At 69.7% G+C, this 24,443-nt stretch carries 31 protein-coding genes; 10 read left to right on the top strand and 21 right to left on the bottom strand.

The genetic code is table 11. From position 1 onward, the window contains the following. On the top strand, positions 1 to 1,080 hold the full coding sequence (locus NBT67_RS02095; protein WP_251343167.1) for an iron transporter: 1,080 nt from the start codon (positions 1 to 3) through the stop codon (positions 1,078 to 1,080). 49 nt (positions 1,081 to 1,129) lie between these two features. Further along, entirely contained in the window at positions 1,130 to 2,074 is a 945-nt protein-coding gene (gene artA, locus NBT67_RS02090) for an archaeosortase A (RefSeq protein WP_251343166.1), read from the top strand. Between the two features lie 301 nt (positions 2,075 to 2,375). Here the strand turns inward: artA and dph5 are convergent, their stop codons facing one another. Beyond that, complete coding sequence (gene dph5 / locus NBT67_RS02085) at positions 2,376 to 3,170, bottom strand: diphthine synthase (protein ID WP_251343165.1); 795 nt, start codon at positions 3,168 to 3,170, stop codon at positions 2,376 to 2,378. A 27-nt stretch (positions 3,171 to 3,197) separates the two neighbouring features. After that, complete coding sequence (locus NBT67_RS02080) at positions 3,198 to 3,353, bottom strand: DUF7563 family protein (protein WP_251343164.1); 156 nt, start codon at positions 3,351 to 3,353, stop codon at positions 3,198 to 3,200. Positions 3,354 to 3,448: 95 nt separating this feature from the next. On the opposite strand from NBT67_RS02080, the gene NBT67_RS02075 reads away from it, so the two are divergent. Beyond that, entirely contained in the window at positions 3,449 to 5,407 is a 1,959-nt protein-coding gene (locus NBT67_RS02075; protein ID WP_251343163.1) for a protein kinase domain-containing protein, read from the top strand. 76 nt (positions 5,408 to 5,483) lie between these two features. Next, positions 5,484 to 5,921, top strand: coding sequence for a universal stress protein (locus NBT67_RS02070; RefSeq protein WP_251343162.1), 438 nt, complete (start codon positions 5,484 to 5,486; stop codon positions 5,919 to 5,921). Positions 5,922 to 6,143: 222 nt separating this feature from the next. Here NBT67_RS02070 and NBT67_RS02065 read toward each other — a convergent pair whose 3' ends face one another. Beyond that, the gene (locus tag NBT67_RS02065) at positions 6,144 to 7,442 is read right to left on the bottom strand and encodes a hypothetical protein (RefSeq protein ID WP_251343161.1); all 1,299 of its coding nucleotides are present in this window, start codon (positions 7,440 to 7,442) and stop codon (positions 6,144 to 6,146) included. A 283-nt stretch (positions 7,443 to 7,725) separates the two neighbouring features. On the opposite strand from NBT67_RS02065, the gene NBT67_RS02060 reads away from it, so the two are divergent. After that, entirely contained in the window at positions 7,726 to 8,076 is a 351-nt protein-coding gene (locus NBT67_RS02060) for a nuclear transport factor 2 family protein (protein WP_251343160.1), read from the top strand. Positions 8,077 to 8,088: 12 nt separating this feature from the next. On the opposite strand, the gene NBT67_RS02055 is transcribed toward NBT67_RS02060, so the two are convergent. After that, positions 8,089 to 8,367, bottom strand: a complete 279-nt coding sequence (locus NBT67_RS02055; RefSeq protein WP_251343159.1) for a HalOD1 output domain-containing protein — start codon at positions 8,365 to 8,367, stop codon at positions 8,089 to 8,091. A gap of 182 nt (positions 8,368 to 8,549) precedes the next feature. Further along, positions 8,550 to 8,969, bottom strand: coding sequence for a VOC family protein (locus NBT67_RS02050; RefSeq protein ID WP_251343158.1), 420 nt, complete (start codon positions 8,967 to 8,969; stop codon positions 8,550 to 8,552). A 155-nt stretch (positions 8,970 to 9,124) separates the two neighbouring features. Here NBT67_RS02050 and NBT67_RS02045 point away from each other — a divergent pair, with 155 nt between their 5' ends. Beyond that, positions 9,125 to 9,289, top strand: coding sequence for a ribbon-helix-helix protein, CopG family (locus NBT67_RS02045; RefSeq protein WP_251343157.1), 165 nt, complete (start codon positions 9,125 to 9,127; stop codon positions 9,287 to 9,289). Positions 9,290 to 9,368: 79 nt separating this feature from the next. On the opposite strand, the gene NBT67_RS02040 is transcribed toward NBT67_RS02045, so the two are convergent. Further along, entirely contained in the window at positions 9,369 to 9,725 is a 357-nt protein-coding gene (locus NBT67_RS02040) for a DUF555 domain-containing protein (RefSeq protein ID WP_251343156.1), read from the bottom strand. 149 nt (positions 9,726 to 9,874) lie between these two features. Here NBT67_RS02040 and NBT67_RS02035 point away from each other — a divergent pair, with 149 nt between their 5' ends. Further along, a complete protein-coding gene (locus NBT67_RS02035; protein WP_251343155.1) occupies positions 9,875 to 10,474 on the top strand; it encodes a DUF7344 domain-containing protein in 600 nt (199 codons plus the stop codon). On the opposite strand, the gene NBT67_RS02030 is transcribed toward NBT67_RS02035, so the two are convergent. The 11 genes from NBT67_RS02030 to NBT67_RS18255 all read right to left on the bottom strand — a co-directional run bounded on the left by NBT67_RS02030 (position 10,465) and on the right by NBT67_RS18255 (position 16,928). Next, positions 10,465 to 11,016, bottom strand: coding sequence for a hypothetical protein (locus NBT67_RS02030; RefSeq protein ID WP_251343154.1), 552 nt, complete (start codon positions 11,014 to 11,016; stop codon positions 10,465 to 10,467). The two genes, NBT67_RS02035 and NBT67_RS02030, sit on opposite strands and share 10 nt — an antisense overlap. Beyond that, positions 11,009 to 12,076, bottom strand: coding sequence for a DUF3179 domain-containing protein (locus NBT67_RS02025; protein ID WP_251343153.1), 1,068 nt, complete (start codon positions 12,074 to 12,076; stop codon positions 11,009 to 11,011). The genes NBT67_RS02030 and NBT67_RS02025 overlap by 8 nt, the downstream gene beginning before the upstream one ends. Before the next feature lie 63 nt (positions 12,077 to 12,139). Next, the gene (locus NBT67_RS02020) at positions 12,140 to 12,736 is read right to left on the bottom strand and encodes a rubrerythrin family protein (RefSeq protein ID WP_251343152.1); all 597 of its coding nucleotides are present in this window, start codon (positions 12,734 to 12,736) and stop codon (positions 12,140 to 12,142) included. A gap of 5 nt (positions 12,737 to 12,741) precedes the next feature. Next, a complete protein-coding gene (locus NBT67_RS02015; RefSeq protein ID WP_251343151.1) occupies positions 12,742 to 13,065 on the bottom strand; it encodes a 2Fe-2S iron-sulfur cluster-binding protein in 324 nt (107 codons plus the stop codon). 297 nt (positions 13,066 to 13,362) lie between these two features. Next, a complete protein-coding gene (locus tag NBT67_RS02010) occupies positions 13,363 to 14,697 on the bottom strand; it encodes an MFS transporter (RefSeq protein WP_251343150.1) in 1,335 nt (444 codons plus the stop codon). Positions 14,698 to 14,748: 51 nt separating this feature from the next. Next, the gene (gene lysW / locus NBT67_RS02005) at positions 14,749 to 14,913 is read right to left on the bottom strand and encodes a lysine biosynthesis protein LysW (RefSeq protein WP_157690977.1); all 165 of its coding nucleotides are present in this window, start codon (positions 14,911 to 14,913) and stop codon (positions 14,749 to 14,751) included. Positions 14,914 to 14,962: 49 nt separating this feature from the next. Beyond that, on the bottom strand, positions 14,963 to 15,250 hold the full coding sequence (locus tag NBT67_RS02000; protein WP_251343149.1) for a DUF4242 domain-containing protein: 288 nt from the start codon (positions 15,248 to 15,250) through the stop codon (positions 14,963 to 14,965). Positions 15,251 to 15,317: 67 nt separating this feature from the next. Further along, a complete protein-coding gene (locus NBT67_RS01995; RefSeq protein ID WP_251343148.1) occupies positions 15,318 to 15,521 on the bottom strand; it encodes a DUF8132 family protein in 204 nt (67 codons plus the stop codon). Between the two features lie 25 nt (positions 15,522 to 15,546). After that, positions 15,547 to 15,825 (bottom strand): acylphosphatase, encoded by a 279-nt coding sequence (locus tag NBT67_RS01990; RefSeq protein ID WP_251343147.1) that lies wholly within the window; start codon positions 15,823 to 15,825, stop codon positions 15,547 to 15,549. Between the two features lie 37 nt (positions 15,826 to 15,862). Continuing rightward, positions 15,863 to 16,738, bottom strand: a complete 876-nt coding sequence (locus tag NBT67_RS01985; protein ID WP_251343146.1) for a DUF5794 domain-containing protein — start codon at positions 16,736 to 16,738, stop codon at positions 15,863 to 15,865. A 7-nt stretch (positions 16,739 to 16,745) separates the two neighbouring features. After that, entirely contained in the window at positions 16,746 to 16,928 is a 183-nt protein-coding gene (locus NBT67_RS18255) for a DUF8099 family protein (RefSeq protein WP_484494552.1), read from the bottom strand. A 268-nt stretch (positions 16,929 to 17,196) separates the two neighbouring features. Here NBT67_RS18255 and guaB point away from each other — a divergent pair, with 268 nt between their 5' ends. The 3 genes from guaB (at position 17,197) to NBT67_RS01970 (ending at position 19,779) form a co-directional block, all read left to right on the top strand. Continuing rightward, positions 17,197 to 18,693: an IMP dehydrogenase gene (guaB, locus tag NBT67_RS01980; RefSeq protein ID WP_251343145.1), complete on the top strand. Its 1,497-nt coding sequence runs from the start codon at positions 17,197 to 17,199 to the stop codon at positions 18,691 to 18,693. 113 nt (positions 18,694 to 18,806) lie between these two features. After that, the gene (locus NBT67_RS01975) at positions 18,807 to 19,391 is read left to right on the top strand and encodes a HalX domain-containing protein (protein WP_251343144.1); all 585 of its coding nucleotides are present in this window, start codon (positions 18,807 to 18,809) and stop codon (positions 19,389 to 19,391) included. 178 nt (positions 19,392 to 19,569) lie between these two features. Further along, positions 19,570 to 19,779, top strand: a complete 210-nt coding sequence (locus NBT67_RS01970) for a hypothetical protein (RefSeq protein ID WP_251343143.1) — start codon at positions 19,570 to 19,572, stop codon at positions 19,777 to 19,779. Here the strand turns inward: NBT67_RS01970 and NBT67_RS01965 are convergent. Genes NBT67_RS01965 through NBT67_RS01950 form a run of 4 tightly spaced genes read right to left on the bottom strand, consistent with a single transcriptional unit; the run spans position 19,776 to position 24,352 of the window. Continuing rightward, positions 19,776 to 21,896, bottom strand: coding sequence for a CHAT domain-containing protein (locus NBT67_RS01965; protein WP_251343142.1), 2,121 nt, complete (start codon positions 21,894 to 21,896; stop codon positions 19,776 to 19,778). The two genes, NBT67_RS01970 and NBT67_RS01965, sit on opposite strands and share 4 nt — an antisense overlap. Positions 21,897 to 21,955: 59 nt before the next feature. Continuing rightward, the gene (locus NBT67_RS01960; protein ID WP_251343141.1) at positions 21,956 to 22,672 is read right to left on the bottom strand and encodes a DUF7504 family protein; all 717 of its coding nucleotides are present in this window, start codon (positions 22,670 to 22,672) and stop codon (positions 21,956 to 21,958) included. A gap of 55 nt (positions 22,673 to 22,727) precedes the next feature. Continuing rightward, positions 22,728 to 23,867: a pyridoxal phosphate-dependent aminotransferase gene (locus tag NBT67_RS01955; protein WP_251343140.1), complete on the bottom strand. Its 1,140-nt coding sequence runs from the start codon at positions 23,865 to 23,867 to the stop codon at positions 22,728 to 22,730. Then, positions 23,864 to 24,352 carry an Lrp/AsnC family transcriptional regulator gene (locus tag NBT67_RS01950; protein ID WP_251343139.1) on the bottom strand — a complete coding sequence of 163 codons (489 nt, stop codon included), beginning with the start codon at positions 24,350 to 24,352 and terminating at the stop codon, positions 23,864 to 23,866. The genes NBT67_RS01955 and NBT67_RS01950 overlap by 4 nt, the downstream gene beginning before the upstream one ends. Positions 24,353 to 24,443: the final 91 nt, after the last annotated feature.

Genomic DNA, 24,443 nt, shown 5'->3' with positions numbered 1-24,443 from the left:
ATGAAGCGCCGCGAACTGCTCCGAACGGGGGCCGCCCTGACGGGGGCGCTCTCGCTGTCGGGCTGTTCCAGCCTGGTCGAGACGCGGGCCGTGGGGGTGCCGCCCGTCCCGGAGGGCCGCCCCGACGGCGTCTACTACCCGAGTCACGTCGAGGGGATGTCGATGGTGGGGACCGCGACGAGCGGCGACTACGCGGCGGGGCTCATGTACAGTTACCCCCACCGGTTCTGGAACGTCACCGGGGAGGACGTCTCGCGAACCGACATCGAGAGCGACGACGCCGTCCACCTGATGGCGAGCGTCTGGGACCCCGAGACGGAGCAGGTCCTCCCGGACACCGGGCTGTCGGCGGAGATCTACCGCGACGGGTCGCTCGTCTCCCAGGAGGCCATCTACCCCATGCTCTCCCAGCCGATGGGCTTTCACTACGGGGCGAACTTCGGGCTGGAGGGCGATGGGACCTACGAGGTCAGGCTGAGCGTCGGGGCGATGGCCACGCGGCGGACGGGCGCGTTCGCCGGCCGGTTCGCGGAGCCCGCGACCCTGTCGATTCCCTTCGAGTACAGCCAGTCGGCGAAAGAGGAGATCAGCTTCCGCACCCTCGACGAGGAACGGGTCGCCACGTCCGGCGCGGTCGACCCGATGCCGATGGAGATGCTGCCCTCGTCGTTCGCGCCGCTCGAATCGAACCTGCCGGGACGGGTCCTCGGGTCGGGGACGAGCAACGACGCCCGGCTGGTCGTGACGGCTCTGGAGTCGCCGCCTGCGGGCGTCGACGCCGAGGGCACCTACCTCGCGGTGTCGGCACGCACGCCGTACAACCGCATGGTGATCCCGGCGATGGGGCTGTCCGGTCGCCTCGAACGCGACGGCGAAACGGTGTACGCGGGACCGCTCGACCGGACGCTCGACCCCGACCTCGGCTATCACTACGGCGCGGTCGTCGACGGCGTCCAGTCGGGCGACACCCTCACCGTCTCGGTGACGGTCCAGCCACAGACCGCCCGACACGAGGGGTACGAGACGGCCTTCGGCGGCCTGATGGGCGGCATGCCCGACGTGACGGTCCGCGTCCCCTGATCGCGTCGTAACGGCAAGGGATTTATCGATCCGCGCCCTTGTCCCGACCATGGCAGGCCCCTTCACCGACGCCCTCGCGTGGGTCGTCGTCGGTCTCTTCCTCGCCGGTGCCCTCCTCCGGAGTCGGGAGCGGTCGGGCGCCCGGGCGGTGACGGTCGCCGCGTGGGCGGTCTTCGCCGCCTTCTGGGCCGCGCTCGTTCCCCACTTCGCGTTCGAACAGAAGAGCTTCGTCGAGGGCTTCCTCTCGCTTGCGGCCGTCCCCGCGTCGCTGTACGTCGGCTGGCTCCTCCACGACGGCCGGGACTCGCTGTTCGTCCTGTCGAAGGCCGTCGCCGTCATGGGCGTGGTGTATCTCCCCTTCGAGACGATTCCGGCGCTCACGGTCGGCGGCCTCGCGCTCCCCTCGCCCCGTCACGCGCTCATCGCCGTCGTCACCGACCAGACGATGTGGGTGATGGAGACGCTTGGCTACTCGCCGACGCTCGTCGAGGGCGACCAGGGCTACCTCAACACGTTCAAGTTCGTCACCGACGGCGGACACGTGATCCTCTTCTCGCTCATCCTCGCGTGTACCGGCATCGGGAGCATCTCCATCTTCGTCGGCCTCATCGCCGCCGTCGACGCCCCCCTGGGTCGGAAACTCCGGGCGCTCGCCATCGCCGTGCCGATCATCTACGTCCTCAACATCGCGCGGACGACGTTCATCGGCCTGATGTTCGGCAAGCAGTACATGCAGTGGTTCGTCGACGAGGTCCTGTTCCTGTTCGGAGGGACCGACCCGTACAAGGTGTCCTTCTACCTCTCGGATCGCGTCATCAGCCAGGTGCTCGCGGTGGTCGCGCTGATCGGCGTCACCTACCTCGTCGTGCGCGAACTGCCCGAACTCCTGACCGTCGTCGAGGACGTCCTCTACGTCGTCACCCGCGAGGAGTACGACCTCCGGGAGGCGCTCGACCTGCCCGAGCGAAGCGAGGTCGGTCCGGGCGCGGACTGAGACGGGTCCCGGCGAGGGGGTCACACCGACCACGTCGGAAAAGAGGGAGACGGATACAACGCTTTCGTGGGCAGGGTGAAAGTTCCTGATCGCGATATGGCATGTCGCGGCGACGGGTGTCACCCGGCATCAGCGCCTGCCGACCCCGTCCGTCTCCCCAGTGGGGACGTCCGGGTTGAAATATTTAAATTTTTACTAAATTACCGGGGACCGAACACATGAATGTCGCCTATTTTCGTTATATTTCTACGATCGTCACGATTTGTTCCAGCAACTGTCGAACGGTCCGGACCGTCTCGGATCACGCGTCCGGAAGCAGGTCGGGCGGCGCCCCCGCGAGCGTCCGGAGCGCGTCGGCCTCGACGTGGTGGACCTCGCCCGGCAACACCAGCAGGTGCAAGGGGGAACCGAAGTCCCGATCCGCGAGCGCCCGGAGGCGGTCGGCGACGACGACGGGGTCGGGACTCCCCGCGCGGGCCACGGCCACGCCGAGGGAGTCGGGCCACTCCCCGGCCAGCAGGTCGGCGGCGACGTCGGCGGTCATGAACGTCTCGCCCGCGTCCGCCCCCCGGCCGTCGTCGACCTTGATGTCGAGGTAGACGAGGGTGTGGAGGCCGCGCTCCCGGTTGGCCTCGACGGCGTCGACGACGGAGGCCGGCACGTCGTCGCCGCCGTGGGCGCGCGGGAAGGGGAGGGTGACGGCCTTGCCGAAGCGGTAGTTCTGGAGGCCGGTGAGGCCGCTGGCGGCGGACTGCGCGGTGACGCCGTGGACCACTCGGGTGTCGATTCCCCGGTCGACCGCGCGCAGGCGGAGGTCGACGTGGGTGGTCGAGATCATGGCGTCGCCGGCGGTCATGAAGACGACGTCGTCCGACTCGGCGGCGTCGAGGATGGGCGCGGGGTCCCGCTCGACGCCCGCTCGGTCCCGCACCTCGATGTCGACGCCGTGGTGGGCTTCGAGGGCCTCGACGCTGGTGCCGACGAGGCGACTGGTGTAGAACTCGGCGAACGCGCGGTCGGCCGCGCGGAGGGCGTCGCGTCCCTCGACCGTGATCGACCGCTCGTCGTAGAGGCCGAGGCCGACGAAGGTGAGCATACGGGCCGTGGGACGCGGGCGAATAAATCAGGTGCGTCTCGCGCGTGCCTGTCGCACGTCCGCGCCGTCGCGGACCAGATCCTCACAGTTCGGACAGACACGCGGTTCGGTCATGCCGGTCGGGGCGAACACCCGGACGTAGTCGTCGGTGACGAAGGCGCCACAGTTCTGACAGCTCGGCATACGTGCGCATGAGTGCGGGGCACCGTCATGTACGTTACGGCCACACACGGAGACCGCGACGGAATTAATACGCCACGACCGCGAACGACGACCCCATGACGGATTCGCGGGTACCGGATCTCTCGACAGTGTCGAGTCCACCACGTAGGGAACTCACCTACGAAGACATCGAGATCGTCGAGCGGATCGGGCACGGGGGAGAGGCCGTCGTTTCGAGAGCCGACGTCGTCGGGGGCGATCCGCCGGAGCGGATCGCACTCAAGGAGCCACTGTCACCGGAGACGGTGACCGTCGACGCGGTCGAGGAGTTCCTCGCGGAGGCCGAACGGTGGGAGACCGTGGACTCGCGGGAGCGACGGAAGCCCCGTTGGTCGGAGTTCGAACACGTCGTCGGCGTGATCGACACGGGGGAGAGTCGGCCCTGGATCGCACTGGAGTACATGGACGGGGGGAGCCTCGACGGCCGGCTGGAATCCGCGCCCGACGGGCTCCCACTGCAGAAGGCGCTCTGGATCGGTGAATGTGTCTGTCGCGGTGTGGCGGTCGCCCACGGATACGGGATCGCTCATCTGGACCTCAAGCCGGCGAACGTGCTCTTCCGCGAGACCCCCGGGGACTCCTGGGACGTGCCGAAAGTCGCCGACTGGGGGCTCGCTCGCGTCCTCGCGGAGCAGAGCGGAGCGACGGACGGCCTCTCGGTCACGTATGCGGCACCCGAACAGTTCGAACCCGCGGACTTCGGCGATCCCGATACCCTGACCGACGTGTACCAGATCGGGACCCTTCTGTACGCGATGCTCACGGGCGACCCGCCGTACACCGGCACCCGACTCGGCGTACTTCGGGACGTCGTCGGATCCGAAGCGCCGCCGCCGCCGAGTGCCCACAGGGAAGACGTCACGGCGGCGATGGACGCCGCGGTCCTCCACGCGCTCGAACGCGACAAGACCGCCCGATACCGGTCGGTCGAGAACTTCGCGGACGCGCTCCGGGCCATTCGAACGGGGAACCGGCCGGATCGATTCCTTCCGAACTTCGACAGCGACGGATCGGAGCCATCGGGGGGCGCCGCCGGCGGGTCGGTGTCGACCCACCGGGACCGGGACCGGGACGCCGGGTCGGCGGTATCCCCGTCCGACACCACCATCACGACCGTCGGCGTCGGCGATGCCGGCAGCAACACGGTCGATCGGCTGGACAACATGGGCGTCGACGGCGTCGAGACGGTCGCGATCAACACCGACAAACAGCACCTGCAGACGATCGATGCCGACGCGAAACTCCCCGTCGGCAAGTCGCTCACGCGGGGGAGCGACGCCGGCGGGGAGCCGTCCGTGGGCGAACGCTCGGCCGAGTTGGCTCGGGAGACGATCGAGAACGTCCTCGACGGGACGGACCTCGTGTTCGTCACCGTCGGGATGGGCGGGGGGACCGGCACCGGTACCGCCCCGACCGTGGCCGAAATCGCGAACGAACAGGATGCCCTCGTCGTCGGGGTGGCGTCGACGCCGCTCGACGCCGACCGCGACGAGGTGGCACGGAGAGGGGTCACGGAACTCCGCTCGGAAGTCGATTCGCTCGTCGTACTCGACGACGACCACCTGATCGAGCACGTGCCCGACCTGTCGACCGACAGGGCTCGGTCCGTGATGGATCAGATCATCGCGGAGACGGTCAGGGACGTCGGCGGAGCCGTCGCCCAGACCTCGCTCGTCGAACTGGATCTCTCGGACGTGGCGACGGTGCTGCAGGATGACGGCGAGGCCGCGATCTTCGTCGGCGAGACCGAGAACGGGGACGAGACCGGAGCCGTGGACGATGCGCTGAAGCATCCCCTCGTCGACGCCGACTACCGGAAGGCATCGGCGGCGCTCGTCCACGTCACCGGCGGTCCCGACCTCACGGCCGGCGAGGCGCGGGACCTCGTGAACGAGATCGCCGACCGGGTGGATCCGGGCGGATCGGTAGTCTGGGGCGCCGAACGGCGGCCGGCGTACGAAGGAAAGACCCGTCTCTACGTGCTCCTGACCGGGATCGACGGAACGCCCGCGTGACGGGGATCGGTGGTCGCGCGAACGCGCCCTGCCGGGGCCGCCTCGTTTCAAGTGATCCCGCATCCAACGAACGATCATGTACGACGCGATACTCGTCCCCACGGACGGGAGCGAGGGAGTCGACCGGACGCTCGATCACGCGATCGAGATGGCGCGCAACCACGGGGCGACGGTCCACGCGCTCTACGTGGTCGACCGGCGGTTCGAACTCGCGGCCGACGAGGACCGCGAGGAACTGATCGCGCAGTTGACCGACCGGGGCGAGGACGCCGTCGCCGCCGTCGCCGAGCGCGCGGGCGAGGCCGGACTCGACGTCGTGACCGACGTGCGCGAGGGGGTGCCCTACAAGACCATCCTCGGCTACGCCGACGAGGCCGGAATCGACGTGATCGCGATGGGCACCCACGGGCGGACGGGACGGGACCGCCTCGCCCACCTCGGGAGCGTCACCGACCGCGTCGTCGAGAACGCCACCGTCCCCGTGTTCGTGGTCAACATCGGCGACGCGGACTGAGAGGGTCGGGGGACCGTCTGCCGGTCGCGCCGCCGGCCCGACTCGCGCCCCCCTGCGTCGACGACGGCCGCGCCGGGCGAGTCCGCCAGGCTCAGGTCGCGCCGTGTGCTCGTCGGGGTCGTCTCGATGGCGACGTTCCCCGGCGGATCGCACCGGTGGGAGCCGAGGGCGTCGTCGAGCCCCGTCCGTCGACTCGGCAGGGGTTCCGATACCGAGGGATCGCTACCCCCCGGAGGGCGGCGACGCGAGCCAGGTCGACGCGAGTCCGGCGGTCCACTCCGGCCGGCGCTCCCAGGGGACGTCCGCGGGGAGGGCGGTAATCACCGAGGCGCCCGCGCGGAAGCGGTAGGCGTAGACGGTGACGTCGTCCACGTCGTAGAACACCCGGTCCCACCGGCGGCCGGCGAAGGAGGTGGTGCCGGAGGCCGACACCGGTCCGTCCCCGGAGACGGCCGTCCGGGCGGCCTGGGGAGAGGCGAAGCGCTCGACGTAGAGCGGTTCGGCGGTGAACCCGGCGTCGATGGTGCCGACCATCATGGTGACGCCGTACTCGCGGCCCTCGGAGCGGACCGGCCCGAAGAGGTCCGTGAGGACCGGCCGGTAGTCGTCGAGTCGTTCGCGCCACGACGCCGTGTCCTCGAGGAGGGCCACCCCGTCGTCGCCGTAGGCGTAGAGTTCGTTGTACTGAGGCTCGTTCGAGTGCTCGTTGAGCGGGTGGGGCGTCGAGTGGTCGTGGGCGTGGGTGTACGTCCGGTGACCGCTCGGGAACTCGTGGGTGTGTCGGGCGACGCCGTCGGTGGCCGTCGACTCGGTGCGGTCGGGGTGGGCCCAGGTGACGAAGTCGTCCTCGGCGCTCGCGAGCGCGACGATGTGGTTGCCCGAGCCACCCGGGACCAGCATGTCGTACAGGGGCCCGTAGACGGGGCGCCGCGAGAACTCGTTGTCGACGTACGGGCCGGAGACGACCCGCTGGTAGAACGACCCGGCGCGGGAGATGGCGGCGTTCTGCAGGCGCTCGTCGCCGCGGGTGACGCCGCGTTCGAGGTCGCGGACGTAGACGTTGTCGCCGATCCGCAGGGCCGGCGGGACCGCGAAGTGGTCGACGAGGTTCGCCTGGACGTACTCCGCGACGTGGGTGGTCGCCTCGCGAAGCGCCGTCACGTCCGACTCGGTCAGTTGCTCGGCGGTTTCGAGGTCCTCGACGACGCCGAAGACGCCGCTGACGGCTCGCTTGAGCCCCAGGATGGCGTCGTCGTACTCCGTGCGGAACCACTCGAACTCGGCGAGGACGTTCCCGGTCGCCGCGGCGAGGTCGGCGTGGGCGACGGGCGTGGCCGTCGCCGTCGCCGTCTCGGTCGCCGTCGGTTCCGCGGCGGTGGGTTCGGGCGTCGCCGAGGGGGCGGAGCTGTCGGTCGGTTCGGTGTCGGCGGTCGTCCCCCCGGAGTCGCCGAAGCAGCCACCGAGGAGGCTCGACTGTGCGAGGGCGACGGTCGCGAGGATCCGACGGCGTGTGGGGGGCATTCGCCGAATCCAGAACCGGCGAGCAGTTAGCTCTGGTGGCAGAAGTATCATCGTTGAGAACCCGACGGCCGAGCGTCAACGTCTTGAATCGTGGTGCCGTAGGGCCGCGCATGACGTTCCCACCGATGACGACACCGGAAGGGCTCTTCGAGTACATGGTGGCGTTCCTGCTCCTCGCCGCGGTGCTCGCCATCTCCATCCTCTATTTCGCCTAGTCACCGACGGCGGCGGCCGGGCAACGTTCATGTCAGTGTGCCCGAAACGGGTGGTCGGTGAGACACCGATGACGACCACAGAAGACGTACTCGACCACCATCTCGACGCTTTCACCGCACAGGACCTCGAGGAGACGCTCGCGGACTACACGGACGACTCCGTGGTCATCACGAACGTGGGGACGTTCCGCGGCCTCGACGAGATCGAGGAACTGTTCGCCGGGCTGTTCGAGGAGTTCGCCCAGGAGGGGTCGCGGATCGACCTCGACCGGAAGACCGTCGAGGGGGAGTACGCGTACATCGTCTGGAACGGGGAGACACCCGACAACGACTACGAGTTCTGCACCGACACCTTCGTCGTGGAGGACGGAGTGATCCACCGGCAGACGTTCGCCGGCAAGATCGAACCGAAGTCGTAGCCGACGGGCGGGTCACGGCGGCCGGACGAGGATGCGGCCGTCGCCGTGGACGGTGACCGCGGCGTCCTCGACGTCGAACGTGACCGTCGTCGAGGGCGACGACCCGGCGACGAGGGCGTCCAGCGCGTCGGGGTCGACGTAGTCGAACAGCGGTCGGTCGCCCACCTCGACCGTCTCCGTCAGCGTCTCGGCGACGGCGACGCTCGGCGAGCGGTTCGTCCCGTCGAACCGGGCCACGTACGCGTCGCGATCCTCGTCCCAGCGGGCCGCCGCGGAGTCCGCCTCGCTCATCGGTGTCCGGAACGCACCCCTCGCGCGGGGGCGCGAGCGTCGGTGCGACTGGCGGGCGGGGCGATTCCGGCGGCGAACCGCCGTGGAGGACTGTGACTTTGGTGGTGCATGCTGTGGGGCGGGTCGGCTCTCCGTCGCCCGCCTAGCCGCTTCCCCGGGATATGTCTTTTGGCCAACGTGTCTCAGACCTCCAGAAGCTCGACGAGGTTCCCCTCCGGGTCGCGGAGGAAGCAGATCCGCGAGCCGGTCTCCGTCGTCCGGGGTTCGCTCAGGGTGGTGACGGAGGGATCGAGGTCGGCGTAGAAGGCGTCGACGTCGTCCACGGCGAGCCCGAGGTGTTTCGCGCCCGGCTGGTTCACCGCGTCGCCGGTGGCGTCGTCGCCCTCGGGGTCGTACTCGATCAGTTCGATCCGTGCGCCGTCGGCGTCGAAGTGGGCGAACCGGCCGGTGGCGCCGTCGACGTCGACGGCGTCCGCGAAGGCCTCGTCCGAGACGTCGAAGCGGTCGGGGGTGCCGAGTCCGAGAGCGTCGCGGTAGAACTCGACCACGCGGTCCAGGTCGGCCACGGTCACGCCGAAGTGGTGGGCTACGAGTCGGGTCACGTCATCGGGCGCGGCGGCCGGTGACATAGCGGCTTCGATACGGCGCCGCCACGGCCGGCGGCCGGTCCGTCGCGGGCGCGGGACACGGAGTCACACGAACGCCGGACGGTCGTCTGACGGAGCTATTTGTAGCCCTCTCGCGTGTCGACTACCACATGGACGAGGGAGACGGACTCGCGGAGATGGAGACGGTCACCGTCGAACTGGAGGAGGAGACGCTGGACGCCGTCGACGACATCGCCTTCGCGGACCACCGGGACAACCGGGCGGCGGCGATCAGGACCCTCCTCGACGAGTGGCTGAAGACACGCGACGAGTGAGGACGGGGAGCGGACGCCGACGTCGGCGCCGCTCGCGGGAAATCGGCGGACAGCGACGGGTGTGTGGCTGACCGGGAGGTCAGTCCTCCTCGGCCTCGGTCTCCACGACCTCGATCACCGACAGCGGGACGTCACGCAGGGCACCCCCGACCTCGCTTTTCGCGATGCGGGTGGCGTGGTTCTCGCCGTCGGCGTTGAACACCTCGATTTCGAGGAGGAGACCCACCAGCGCGGTGTCGGCGGCGATGAACGCCGAGTCGAACGGTTCGCCGCAGGCCGGACAGGGCGTGGCGCCGACCTCCACCTCGACGTACTCCTTGTCCTGTTCGTTGAGGCGCTTGCCGGCCTCGCTGACCGCGACGCCGATGGCGTCGTCGACGTCCTCGACGTCCCTGACCAGCCAGGCGGCCTCCATCGCGACGAGATAGTTGCTCATACGCCCGGCACGCCGCGGAGTACCTCGTGTCTTGTGGTTCGCGGCTCCCGGACCGGTCGCCGGTTCGGACGCCAAACGTGTCAAAGAATATGAATTTGGAGTACGAAGTTTAATTGCCCGGTAGCCACCAACGACGTATCGAATCACCGATGCGTGGACAGAGGGGGGCGGTGTCGATGGAGGACGACGACGCGGAATCGGCCGCCGAGCGGCCGGCGAAACCGACGGAACAGGAGGTGTTCGACATCCTGTCGAACCGACGTCGTCGGTACGCGCTGTACGCACTCCTGCGCGACGAGACGGCGACGATCGGCTCGCTGGCCGACCAGATCGCCGCTTGGGAGAACGAGTGTAATATCGGTGACGTGACGTCGGCGGAGCGAAAGCGCGTCTACACCGCCCTGCAGCAGTCCCACCTCCCGAAACTGGAGCGGACCGGGCTGATCAGTTTCGACCCCGACAGCGGCCGCGTCGAGCCCACCGAGGCCGTCGAGGAACTGGACATCTACCTCGAAGTCGTCGGCGAGGAGCAGCTCTCGTGGGATCAGTACTATCTCGCCCTCTCGGCGGTGTCGGCCGGCGTCGTCGTCGCCGTCTGGCTCGGCATCCCGCCGTTCGGCTCCCTCCCGCCGCTGTTCTGGATGACCGTCGTCGTCGCGCTGTTCGGCGTCTCCGCGGCCGTCCACAACTACCGCTCGACCGGCCTGGCCGGCGCCGCCGAGCCGCCCGAGGTGTCGCGTCAGTCCTGACGGCCGGCGACGAGGAACAGCCCACCGAGGAGGAGGAGTCCGGCCGCGGGCGTCGCGTACCGGAGGACGGGGAGGAGCGCCCCGGCCGCTCCCACGCCGAGGGCGAACAGGACGGCCGGCCCACAGCAGGTCGCCCCGGTCAGCAGGGCCGGAACGCCGGCGAGGGCGCCGGCCGAGCCCTCGACGCCACAGGCCGCCGGGGAGCGCCAGGCGACGAGGCCGACGGCGAGGTTGCACCCGACGAGGACGGCCAGGACGAGGGCGACGCCGACGTCGAGCGGCGACACCAGCAGCGCCACCGGTTCGAGCGCGACTCGCGCGACCGGTTCGAACGAGAACGGCCGGGTCGGCCGCAGCGCCCGCGAGAGCGGGTCCGCGACCACCCGAACCGAGTGCCCCCTGGCGCCGAGGGCGAGGTGCCCGACGGACGCGAGATACAGCGGCGGATAGCCGACCAGGCCGAGCAGGAACGCCGCCCGCCCGTCCGGTCGACGGAGCGCGGCGAACACGCCACGCAGGGTGGCCGACGTCCGGTCACGCATGGAGGACCGTCCCGGGGTAGAAGCCCGCCCACGCGAACCACATCGCCTCGACGGCCGGCCACCGCGCGAACGGGAGCGCGGCGGCCGGACGGGCGGCGCCGTCGACGACGACGCCGTCCTCTCCGGCGGTCACCGTCGCGGCCGGGGGCACTCGGTACCCGTACGCCGCGTCGAGGGCGTCGTCGTGAGCGATCACGAGGCGCTCCCCGTCGATCGAGAGGTCGACCACGCCCCGCCGTCGGAGTCGCGTCCGGGTGACCGCCGCGGCACCGTCGTGGGTTCGGACGCCGACGACGACCCGCTTGGCGGGGAGGCGGTCGTCGCTCGTGAGCGGCGGGAACATCGTGTCGTCCCGAGCGTAGTAGCCCCGCCTCGGCCCGTAGGACCCGTAGGGATCGACGCCGTAGTTGCGGACGTAGCCGGTCTCCCGAGAGAGCACCCCGCCGTCGGGATGCCGGGCGCGCCACCGCCCCCAGGTGGTCCACCGGAGGTCGAACTCCCGCAGGGGCCGACCGGCGAGCGGCCCCGAGACGGCGACCCCGAGCATCTGTGGCCACCGACTGTCCGTCGCCCGGTCGTACATCACGAGGTTGCTGTTGACCAGATCCCCCGAGACGCCGAAGGTGGTCGCTCCCCGCTCGAAGCCCATCGCCGTCCCGGTGAGCGGGCAGTACGTGACGCTCACGGGAACGCCGTCGAGGCGGTCGTTGACGATCTCGTGGTGGACGAGGACCGCTCGGGGGTAGGCCGTCGCCGTCCCGCCGCGGACGACGCCGAAGACGACGTCCTCGTCCCGGAGGAACGAAGCCGACGACGCGTCGACGACGGTCGGGTCGTCTATCGCGGGGATGCCGTCCTTGCTCACGCCGCCGGAGACGACACCCTCGCGGATCCGGTCGCGCTCGTAGGCGAGATGCGGGGATCGGTCGGCGGCCGGCGGTCCGCCGGCGGGCGCCGACGCCGCGGGCGCGTCCGACCCCGCCCCGAGACAGCCGGCCAGAGCGGTCGCCGCGCTCCCGGCGAGCGCCATCGCCCCCCGCCGCGTGGTTCGGTATCCCATACCACCACGAGGGCACCGAGCCCGAAAAGCGTATCACGGCGGTGCGCGCCGGGCACACAGCGGCTACGCGTCCCGCAGGTCGTCGGCCGCGAGGCGGACGGTGTAGCCCGCGACGGCCAGCGCCGCGTCCCAGTCCTCGCCGCCGGCGCGGGCGTCGAGGACGTCGAGTCCGTCGTCGAGACAGTCGGCCGTCTCCGCCCGCAGCGCGCGAAGCAGGGCCTCGGCGTCGGCGTCGCGTCCCTCGAAGAAGTCGAGGAGGGCGCCGTGGGTCCGGAGGCTGACGAGCGTCCGGCCGACCATTCCGCCGGCGACGCGGTGGATCGGCTCCTCGCGACCCCGGAGGTAGGCGTGCATCGGCCCCGGGCCGTCGGGGGGGTGGCCCCTCGGCTCGTCGAGGCACTCGCGAACCCGCCGGAGGTGGTCGTCCTCCCGGGCGGCGACGGCCGCGTACGTCTCCCGGAGGGCGTCGTCGGCGGCGGTGTCGGCCCACTCGCGGAACGTCTCGCGGGCGGCGTACTCGCTGGCGGCGGCGGCGCGGAGCAACGGCTCGGATCGGGGCTCGCCGCCCGAGAGCGCGACGAGCAGGTCGCGGGAGCCGAGCAGGTCGAGCGCTTCGGCGTAGTCGGCCTCGATCCGCGCCCGGAGGTCCGCGGCGTCCATGGGCGTCAGTCGTCGGCGGCGGCGGCCGCGTCGGTCGCGGCGTCCTCGATGCTCGGCGGGTACTTCCCGCGGTCGAGCACCAGGTCGCTCTGCGGGCGGGCCATGCAGGTCAGGGCGTACGACTCCGCCTCCTCCTCGGTCAGCGCCCGGGCCGCTGGCTGGGCCACCTCGCCCTCGACGATCTTCGCGGAGCAGGCCAGACACATCCCGACGCGACAGGAGTACTCCTGTGCGATCCCGGCGTCGATACACGCCTTGAGGATGGTCCGCTTGTCGGACACCCGAATCGTCTCGCCGGTGCCGACGAACTCGACGGTGTACTCGGTCATGCGCCGACCTACGCCGGACCCCGGCAAAACTCTTTATTCCCGTCCGGGCGCGCGGAGCCCCGACGGGAGCGCCGGTCGCCTACGTCGCCAGTCCGAGAGGACAGTTCGTCCGTGAGGACCACTCACACGCCGGCGAACCGGCGCGTACGACCTCCGTCTGACACAAGATATATACCAGTTCGGGCCGGGCTACGTAACGAGACGCAGGAGTTCGGGGGCAGTTGGTAGGGGTACTTTCGGCCCCCGGATGCCTGCGGGTGGTCTTTTATCGGTGTCACCCCGACAGCCGACGGCTCGTCACGCGTCCGACCCCGTCAGGTCGGTCGTCAGGAGGACGGCGGCGCTACAGCCGACGAGGAGGCCGGCGGCGCCGAAGGCGACGGCGTAGCCCGCAACGCGGGCGAGGGCGCCGCCGAGGACGCCGCCGACGCCGGCACCGACGCCGGAGAGCGCGGTGTAGACGCCGAGCGCCTCGCCCCGGAGGGGGGCGGGCGCGGCACGCGAGACGAGAGCGGCGCCGGTCACCGCGACGACGGCCCACGTGAGGCCGACGACGGCGAACCCGAGGGCGAGCGAGCCGGTTCTGAGCCACCAGGCCGCGAGGCCGCCGGCGAGCCCGAACGCGGGAAACAGGAGCGTCCGAACGCCGAGCGCCCGAACCTGGAGGGCGGCGGGATCGATCCGCGCCGTCAGTCGGCCGACGGGGACGAACACGATGGCGCTGACGGCGTTCGAGACGATGAACAGCCCGAAGATGAGGGTATCGGGATACTGGAGGTCGGCGAGGAAGACGGGCAGGGGGCCGAAGAACACCGAGAACGCGGTGCTGAACAGGGCGGCGACGAGGAAGTAGCGTCGCAGCCCCGACGGGAACCGGGACAGGAGCCGACGGGGCGACGGACGGCGGACGCGGACGGCCCGGAGGGGAACGAACGCGACGAGTTTTGCGTACCGACCGCCGGCGACCAGTCGGCCGAGCGCGCTCGACCGCCCGAGGCGGCGGGGGGACGTCGTCGTCTCCGGCGGGAGCCAGTAGAACGCGAGCGGGGTGGCGACGACGGACGCGGCGGCACAGAGGAGAAAGAGGCCCCGCTGGGCCGCGACGACGGACGGTCCGACGGCGCCGACGCCGAGCCAGAGGGTACCGCCGACGAGTCCGCCGACCCACCCGTACCGCTGGAAGGCGTTCAGCAGGCCGATCCGCTCGCCCCACTCGCGTTCGGGGGTGCCCTCGATCATGAACAGCGTCACGACGGGCGAGGCGGCGGAGACGACGAACCACAGGGCGGCGTTCAGGAGGACGACGGCCCGCGGCGAGGTCAGGCGGGGAAAGAGCGCGAGGACGACGCCGGCGCCGAACAGACCCCCGAGGACGAACCCCCGGCGGTTCCCGGTGCGGTCCGCGAGCCGACCCCAGACGAGCGCCCCGGGGACGCCCGCGAGCCCCGCCGCCGCCTCGACGAGGCCGACGACGAACGGGTCGGCGCCGAGGGCGACGGCGTACAGCGGCACGAGGAGGGAGGCGGCGCCGACGGCGGCGTAGCCGAGCGCCCAGGCGTACAGCCACCGATCGGAGGCGTGTCGGCTGAGTCCGGCGACGAACCGGCGAACGGCGGTGAGGGGGGTGGGCACGTCTCGATTGGCGGTGCCACAGAAGGAAGCGGGCAGGTCCGGCGGCCGTTACTACTCGCCCCAGTCCTCTTCGAGTTCCGGGGCGGCGTCCAGTTCGACGGGGTCGAGGCCGACGACCTCGAGTTCGGCACCGCAGGTCCCACAGTCGACGATCTCTCCGACTTCCAGATCCTCGTGCAGGGTCACGTCGGCCCCGCATTCGACGCACTCGGGCATGGTTCGCCCGACGCTTGGTCGTGGGGGGACTTGAAGGATGCCTTTCGCGTCAGTCCTCGCCCGCGAGGGGTTCGCCCCGCTGATCGATCCGCGTCGCCGGGAGGCCCGCCCGCTCGGCGTGTTCGCGCACCGCGTCCTCGCTCTCGGCGCGGTAGTGACAGAAGGTCCCCGTCACGTCGCCGTCGTCGTTCGTCAGTACCTCTGAGTCGACCCACTCGATGTCGACGCCCTCGGAGCGGAGTTCGTCGAGCGTCTCGCCCGACTGCTCCGCGGCGGCGTGGAGGTCGTCGCGGCTGATCGCCTCGTCGAGCTCACGGAGGATCAGGAAATCCTTCATGTACGACGAGGGGAGTCCGGGGCGACAATAAAACTACCCCCGGCGTCGGGGACGCCCGCACCCGCCCTCACAGTCGGGCGTAGCGGGTCGCGCCCCACGCCGCCACGGTGACGCCGACGACGAACGCGCCGAGGGTCGCGAGCAGCGCCCGCGGCGCCAGCGTGGGGCCGCCGAGGAAGGGGCCACGGACGACGAGATAGCCCGAGCCGAGGACCACGGCGAGTCCCACGACGCCGACGGTGCCGGCGACGAGTCTGACGACGGACGTCACCGTGACCGCTCCGGGAGTGGAAGACTCATCGGCGGACGGAGAACCCGGACTCGCCCGTCGGCTCCTCGTAGCGCACGTCGACGTCGCGAACGTCGGCCGCGGGGCTGCCCGTCCGACACCACTCGATCATGGACTCGACGGCGTCCTCGTCGCCCTCGAAGACGGCCTCGACGCGGCCGTCACGCAGGTTGCGCACCCAGCCGTCGACGTCCCTGGCCCGCGCGGCGTCGCGGGTGTTCGCCCGGTAGTAGACGCCCTGGACCCGCCCGGAGACGAACACGCGGGCCCGAACTCGGTCGGTCATGGATGCCCGTTCGAGACCCACCGGTAAAAATCCGAAGTCACAGCCACGGCGCGCGGGACTCCTCCTCGACGGGGAACGGCGAGGACCGCCCCTCGTCGTCGGCGGCGGGCGGCGCGTCGCCCCCCTCGTCGGCACCCGCGTCCTCGGCCGCGTCGTCGTCGTCGTCCTCGTCGCCGAGGGGCGAGCCGTCGGGGTCGAAGGAGAACACGGCCGTCACGCAGAGGACGCCGAGCGCGACGGGCGCCTCGGTCGGCATCAGGCCGAGTACGGAGAGCGCGAGCATGCCGAGGGCGACGGCGCTCCCGAACCGGAACAGGTCGAGGTCGACCGACTCCTGCAGGACCGGCCCGAGGGCCGCGACCAGCATGGCGAAGCCGACGCCGACGGCGGCGGCGGCGACGCCCCGGACGACGAGGCCCGGATCGCTGACGAACGCCACGGACGCCCCGGCGGGCTGGAAGCTGGCGATCAGTCCCAGACCGATGATGACGGCCGGGCGGGGGAGGTACTCGCCGACGCGGGCGCTCGCCGTCTTGGCCGCGACGGTCAGGATGACGAGGCCGGCGAAGCGCTGGAAGACCGCCATGTCGACGAGGTTCCGGACGGTGGGCGCCAGCGCCGCCTCGACGGCCGCCGCCGGGAGCAAGACGAGCCCCAGCAGCGCGATGGTGCGCATCCGCTCGCGGGGCGAGCCGTCCATCTCGGCGAGGACGACGGCCACGGTGGCCGAGCCGCCGAAGATGAGCAGGCCGGTTTCGAGGATGCCGAACGGGTAGGTGAGCGCGCCCGCCAGGATCAGGGCCGGGAAGATGCCGTCGATCAGCGGGAGCATCATCACCGTCGCCAGCAGCTTCGTCGCACCGCCCACCTGTCGCTCCAGGCGGAGTGCGACCGGGTGCTGAGAGACGCTCATACCACGGTCAGCGGCCGTAACCATCGGCCGACCGGTGGTGTAACGCCCTCGACCTGTCGCCGCGGTCGGTGACGTTTCCGTCGGTTCCGAAGCGTTTGAAGGTGGCCCGCGCTGTAAAGGAGATGCCGGAGTCCTGAACGGAACTCGTCCGAGCGGCAGTGCGCGTGGCGGTGGAACGCTTCGAAGCCATGTGGGAAACGTGGGTCACTGAGATATTAAACGTTGCGTGGGAGGGGGACACACGACCGCCGATTCGTCCACGGGAAGGCGTGTCACGTTGTGAGTCGCCGCGGAACCGGGACGGGGGGCGGACGCGTGTCCAGTCCGACGCCGGCTGAACGCGTGTGACGTCGACACACGCCCGTCTCACGGGGGGCAAGGAGGAAGCCCACGGCTAAAGCCGTGGGAGGAATCCGACGTCTCGCAACGCTTTTCCGGGCGGCGAGACGACGGATTACATGGCGAACGACGTTCCCGATTCGGACCCCTTCTCGTCCAAACTGCAGGTACCGGAGGCGCTGACCTTCGACGACGTGCTCCTCCGCCCGATGGAGAGCCACATCGAACCCGACGAGGCGGACGTGTCGACGCGGGTCTCCACGAACGTCACCCTCAACATCCCCATCCTGTCGGCCGCGATGGACACGGTGACCGAGAGCGACCTCGGGATAGCGATGGCCCGCAACGGCGGTCTCGGCGTCCTCCACCGCAACATGGACGTCGAGGAGATGGTCGTCGAGATCGAGCGCGTCAAGCGCGCCGACGAACTCGTGATCCGGCGGGACGACGTGGTGACGGCCAGCCCGGATCAGACCGTCCGCGAGGTGGACGAGATGATGGAACGCGAGGGGGTCAGCGGCGCGCCCGTCGTCGACGACGGGGACGTGGTGCTGGGGATCATCTCCGGGACGGACATCCGACCCTACCTGGAGGTCGGCGAGTCCGACGAGGTGCGCAAGGCGATGACCGACGAGGTCATCACCGCCGACGAGGGCGTGACCGCGCGGGACGCCCTCGAACTCATGTACGATCACAAGATCGAACGCGTCCCCATCGTCGACGACGAGGACCGCCTCGTCGGCCTCGTGACGATGCAGGGGATCCTCCAGCGGCGGGAACATGAGAACGCCGCGCGCGACGACGACGGTGCGCTGCGGATCGGGGTCGCCGTCGGCCCGTTCGAGGACGACCGCGCGGTCGCCGCCGACGACGCCGGCGCGGACGTGCTCTTCATCGACTGTGCGCACGCCCACAACCGGAACGTGATCGACAGCGCCCGCGCGATCAGCGAGACGGTGGCGGCGGACGTGGTCGTCGGCAACATCGGTACCCGTCAGGCCGCGGAGGCCGTCGTCGACTTCGCCGACGGCGTGAAGGTCGGCATCGGGCCGGGATCGATCTGTACGACGCGGGTCGTCACGGGCGCGGGCATGCCACAGATCACCGCCGTCTCGGAGGTGGCGGACGTCGCCAGCCGCCACGACGTGCCGGTGATCGCCGACGGGGGCATCCGCTACTCGGGCGACGCGATCAAGGCCGTCGCCGCCGGCGCCGACGCCGTCATGCTCGGATCGTACTTCGCGGGAACCGAGGAGGCACCCGGTCGCGTGATCACCATGAACGGCAAGAAGTACAAGCAGTACCGCGGCATGGGATCGGTCGGCGCGATGCGCTCGGGCGGCGGCGACCGCTACCTGAAGGAGGAGGACGACGACGAGGGGTTCGTCCCCGAGGGCGTCGAGGCGGCCACCCCCTACAAGGGGACGCTGGCGTCCGAACTCCACCAGCTCGTCGGCGGCATGAAGTCGGGGATGGGCTACGTCGGCGCGGCGACGATCCCCGAGTTCAAGCAGCGCTCCCGGTTCGTCCGCGTCTCGGCGGCCGGACAGACGGAGGGCCACCCCCACGACGTGATGATCACCGACGAGGCGCCGAACTACAGTCCCCAGGAGTGAGCCGGTGACGCCGTCGGATCCGGCGGCGTGGGGGGTTCCGCAAAGGGTATTTTGATATACTCCGACGATACATGAACAGTCGTGAGTGGTCGCACTCCCCTCCGGGAGGACACATGAGCGAGGAGAACCCGCTCGTCCTCGTCGTCGAAGACGAACGAGACCTGGCCGAACTCTACACGACGTGGCTCGCCGAGTCGTACCGTGTGCGGACGGTGAACGACGGCCGGGCGGCGCTGGATGCGCTCGAGGACGAGGTGCGCGTCGTCCTGCTGGACCGACGGATGCCCGACCTCTCGGGGGACGAGGTCCTCGATGCGCTCCGCGAGCGAGGGCTCGACTGTCGGGTCGCCATGGTCACCGCCGTCGAACCCGACACGGGCGTACTGGAGATGGGCTTCGACGACTACCTGGTCAAGCCGGTGTCGAGGGAGGAACTCACGCGGACGGTGTCGAACCTGCTCGTCCGCGACGAGTACGACGAGGGCGTGCGCCGACTCTTCTCGCTCGCCTCGAAGAAGGCCCTGCTGGAATCCGAGCGGAACCGGAAGGAACTGGAGGGCTCCGAGAAGTACCAGCAACTCCTCGACGACATCGAGCGGCTCCGGGACGAACTCGACGACAAGCTCGCACGCCTCAGCGAGACGGACGACCTGACACGCGTCTATCAGGACATCGCTCGCGACGACGGCGAAGAATAATTAGATACCCTATACGTTCGCGCTCCACTCCCCCGTTTTCCGCGTCTCCCTCCCCTCACTCCGTCGATCTGGGGTTTTCCTCATTTTATGTCAGTAGTCAATTGCTTTAATTGATTATATTTACTATCAGATATTCTCGAAAAATTATAATTCGTTGCCGGCGGACGGATGAGTTGCGATGTCCGAAAGTGATAGCGGCACGGTGGCAGCGTCCCGAGAAGAGAGCGGTACCGTCGCGGACGGCAACGGCGGTGGCATCTCCGGTCCCTACAACGCCGACGGCAACGGCGGCGGCATCTCCGGCCCCTACAACGCCGACGGTAACGGCGGCGGCATCTCCGGCCCCTACAACGCCGACGGCAACGGCGGCGGCATCTCCGGCCCCTAAAGATCGGACAGGTCCAGTTCGTCGCTCCAGACCAGCGAGCCGTCGATTTTCACCGGCACCGTCTCCAGGGAGAGAAACTGCTGCAGTTCCTCGCGGGAGAGTTCGAAGGTTCTGGAATCGCCCGACCAGAGGTGGTACTCGTCGACGTCGTCGATCCACGGGATCACGAGGCTCCCCATGCCGAACGAGGTGGAGGGGTGAGTCTGCCAGTTGAGTTCGTAGCCGTCCCCGCGGCTGTTGACCACACAGACGTTCGGGGGGCCGCCGTCGGTCTGGGCCAGCGACAGGCTACTGTCCCCGATGACGGTGTACTGCTCCCCGATGATCGAGTCGCCGCGTGCGACTTCGAGGGCGCTCCCGACGGTGAATCCCTGATTGAGCAGGCGCGCCAGCATCCGACCCATCCGGACGGCGCCGCTGTTGATGACGTCCGAGAGGGTGACGATGCCCGCGATGGCGCCCGCGTCGATGAGGGCCGAGCCCTGCTCGTAGGACTGGCACGCGTTGAGCAGGAAGGCGTCGAGCCCCGCGCGTTCGAGCGTCGTCGCGTCGAGTTTGCCGTCCGCACACTCGAAGCCCGCCGCGTCGATGTGCCCGATGTAGTGGAGGAGATCCGACTCCGCGGAGAGCACCTCGCGCAGATCCTGCCGCGTCAGGTCGTGGTGGACGGACACGTCGAAGGGGAGTTCCTCCCGCGAGCCGTACACCTCGTCGACCACGTCGCGTTCGTCGGCCATGCGCGAGTCGTTGCAGACGACCGTGATGCCGATGTCCCCGTCGGCGGGCGTCCGATCGAGTCGGTTGTAGAAGGCGGCCGTGGTGGCCTTGCTGGCGCCGATGGGGGCGCCCTCGCCCACCCACGACTGTTCGAGCGAGTCGGCCGTCTCCGGCTGGACGTACGACCGCGCGGACTCCTCGGCCGCCGCGCTCCGGGTGAACGTCGCGTCGCGGAAGAACTCGTCGGCGGCGGCCGTCTGGACCTCCGAACTCGGCTCCGGCTGATCCTGGGGCGTCCGGACCACCGCGAGGTCGTTCGTCACGAACGGCAGCAGTTCCACGTTCTCCGGTGTGGGCGCGACGTGGGACGTCAGCCGCCACTCCGGGAGTTCGTCCTCGACGGCGCCGAAGGGAACCGAGAGGTACTCCTCCAGTTGGGTCGCGAGCGGCTGGTCGTACAGCCACCCGAAGTCGAGGTCGAGGTCAGTCTCGACGGCCGACCGCTCGTGGAGGTCGACCGAGTAGTACCCCTCGGTCCGCGTCACGCAGTCGAGGAAGAAGGTCTGCTTGAGGACGCGTTCGACCTCCGTCTCGAACCCCCGCATCGTGTCGAGGTCGTGTTCGAACCCGGAGTCGGTCACGAGTCGCGGGCGGTCGCCCGGCACCACGTCGGCCGCCAGGTAGTACGCGAGCGGGGTCGCCACGTAGATCGATCGATACGCCGGCGGGAGTTCGAGCCTGATTCCCGTCTCGGGCGACACCACGCCGTCGGGGACCTCGAACCGGTCGCCGAGTTCGACCAGCGGCGGGTGCCCCCGGAGCGTCGGATAGGATCGCTCCGGCGAGACGGTCTTGAGCGCCGAGGAGAACTCCGAGACGGCGGCCATCACGTCGACGGGGTCGTCGGTCGTCGTGAGGGTGGCGGCCGGACCCTCGTGGTGCGAGCGGGCGCCCACCCGGACCTCGCGGGTGCCGTCGAACTCGATGTGGGTGCGTGTCACGTCCGAGGCGACCGTGACGGGACCCTCGATCCGGAGGTAGATCTTGATCGGGCCACAGAGTTCGAGGCTGTAACTCCCCGGCGGGAACTCCTCGTAGGCGAAGTGTTCGGTCTCGGCCAGCATCTCGCCGCTCTCGTCGCGGACGCAGACGGAGACGACGGTCGGCAGATCGATCTCCGCGGCGTCGACGGCCACGGCCGCGTCGATGGGGAACCGATGACCGGCGGGGTCCACCGGCGTCGGCGAAACCGGACGGTCGGTGAACAGCCGGAACTGGTTGCGCTCGATGAGGTCGGTGACGACCAGTCCCGGTTCGTCGTCGAGCGTGGTAAACGACACTTCGAGGGGGTCACCGTCCGTCTCGACGGCGGACCCGTTCGGCCGCTCGGTTCGACTCATCGTATGGTAGAGTCAGTCGTGGTACACAAAAGCATATTGTTGATTACTTGTCAATACTGTTACGTCGGATCGCCCACGGGGAGCCAGTCCGACGTGATGTCCCGATCCCGGAAGTGCCACCGCTGATCCAGGCTGCCTCCGTCGATCCGGAGTTCGACGGTGGCGTCGAACAGCGGCTGGAACAGCCTGACGACCTCCGCATCGACGTCGCGGGGGAGCCTGAAGTGGACCAGTCCGGACACCGCCCGGGCCTGTGCGACGACCACGTGCAGGAACCGAAACGCCGTCTCGCGGCCGTGGGCGGAGAGCAGGGTCGGGAGGCACTCGAAGCCCATCCGGAACTCCGCGGGGTCGAGGCCGCCCGCGAACAGGTCGAACTCCTCGATCACGTCGGCGATCGTCGTCCCGAGTTCGTGGATCGACCCGTCGATGACGTGCGTCCGGGGAGTCACCTCGTCGAGCGACGCTCCCCCCGCGGCGGCGCTTCGCGCCTGCTCCCCCCGGGTGATCAGCCGTGCGTACTCCGAGGAGAGCGGCCCGGTTTCGCGGAGTCGGCGCACCGCGCTCTCTCGGTTCGGCTCCGGCGTCACGACGAGTCGGCGCCGCGGGGGGTCGGCCGCCGGGTCGCCGAGCATCGTCGCCGACGCCTTCGCGAACATCTCGTCCGGAACCGTCCCGACGACGAGCAGCGCACTCCCCTGTTCTTTCAGCGTCGCTAACGCGTGCGCGAAGCTAATCCCCTCGTCGTCGGGTCCCATCCCACCACCCGCGACCATCACCTTCGTTCACGGAAGGGGCACTGATAATACTTCTTATGTCTCGAAACCGACCTCACCGACCGTCGAGGAACCGCTCGATGCGGTTCATCGCCTCCTTGAGATCCGACATGCCCGTCGCGTAGGAGACCCGGAGGTGGCCGTACCCCTCCTCGCCGAAGACGCGTCCGGGCACGACGGCGACCCCCTCCTCCTGGAGCAGGTCCTCCGCGAACTCCTCGTCGTCGTACGGGGCCTCGGGGAAGGCGTAGAAGGCACCGGTCGCCTCGAAGCAGTCGAGGCCCACGTCCCGGAACCGGGAGATGACGAACCGGCGCCGACGGTCGTACTGCGTCCGCATCTCCTCGACGTCGTCGTCGCAGGACTCCAGCGCTTCGAGCGCGGCGTACTGGGCGGTCGTCGGCGCCGAGAGCATCGTGTACTGGTGGATGCGGTTCATCGCGTCGACGACCTCGCTCGGCCCCAGCGCGTAGCCGAGTCGGAGGCCGGTCATGGCGTAGGCCTTCGAGAACCCGTTGAAGACGACGGTGCGCTCGCGCATCCCCGGCAGGGTCGCGATGGAGGTGTGGTCGTCCTCGTAGGTCAGGGCGGCGTAGATCTCGTCGGAGAGTACCGTCAGGTCGTGTTCGCGGGCGAAGGCGGCGATCTCCGCCAGTTCGTCCGCACTCGCCGTCGCCCCCGTGGGGTTGTTGGGGTAACAGATCATCAGGGCCTCGGCGTCCGCGGCCCCCGCCCGCTCCAGGTCGTCGTAGGTCATGACGAAGTCGTTCTCCGCGCGCGTCGTGACGGGGAGGGGGTCGCCGCCGGAGAAGCGCACGCCCGGCCCGTACGAGATGTACGCCGGCGACTGGACCGCCACGGCGTCGCCGGGGTCGACGAGGGCACGGAGGGCGAGGTCGACGGCCTCGCTCGCGCCCGTCGTCACGAGCACCTCCGTCTCGGGGTCGTAATCGAGGCCGTACCGCGGCACGTGGTCCGCGATGGCCTCGCGGAGTTCGAGCATCCCCCGGTTGGTGGTGTAGGAGGTCCGCCCCCGTTCGAGGGAGTGGATGGCGGCCGCCCGCGCCTTCCACGGCGCGCTGAAGTCGGGTTCGCCGACGCCGAGCGAGATGACGTCGTCCATCTCCTCGGCGAGTTCGAAGAAGCGGCGGATGCCGGACGGGGGCGTCGACCTGGCTCGCTCGGAGAGCTTCATGGGGAAACCGAGAGGCGGTCGTCCTCGTCGCTGTCGGTGAACTCCAGCCCGCGGTTCTTGTAGGTGTCCATGACGAAGTGCGTCACCGTCTGGGTCACCTCCGGAATCGGCGCGATCTGTTCGGAGACGAACATGGAGACGTCGCGCATGGAGTCGCCCTCGACGGTCACGTCGAAGTCGTAGTCGCCGGAGACGAGTCGGAGCGCCGTCACCTCGTCGAACTTCGCGATCCGGCCGGCCACGTCGGCGTACTTCGTCTCGCGGTCGAGTTCCAGGTTGAGTTCCACTTCGGCCTCGACGTGGTCTCGCTCGACGCGGCTCCAGTCGACGACGGCCTGATAGCCCAGGATCGCCCCCTCGCCTTCGAGGTCCTCGATCATCGCCTCGACGTCGGCCTCGTCACAGCCGAGCTGCCGCGAGATGGTCGCCGTGCTTTCACGGGCGTCCTCGAGGAGTATGTCGAGTAGCTCCAGCTTGTCGGCCATACGCTCCCGTCGGCGCCCTCCGTGAAAGGGTTTGCTTACGCGTCAGTATCCGTCCCGAACGATGGTGACGATGCCGCGGCGAAAGACCGAT

Source organism: Haloplanus sp. GDY1 (assembly GCF_023703775.1).
In the GTDB taxonomy this organism is placed as follows: Archaea; Halobacteriota; Halobacteria; order Halobacteriales; family Haloferacaceae; genus Haloplanus; species Haloplanus halophilus.
The sequence above is the reverse complement of the archived record's forward strand: the minus strand, read 5'-3'. Positions and strand labels throughout refer to the sequence as shown.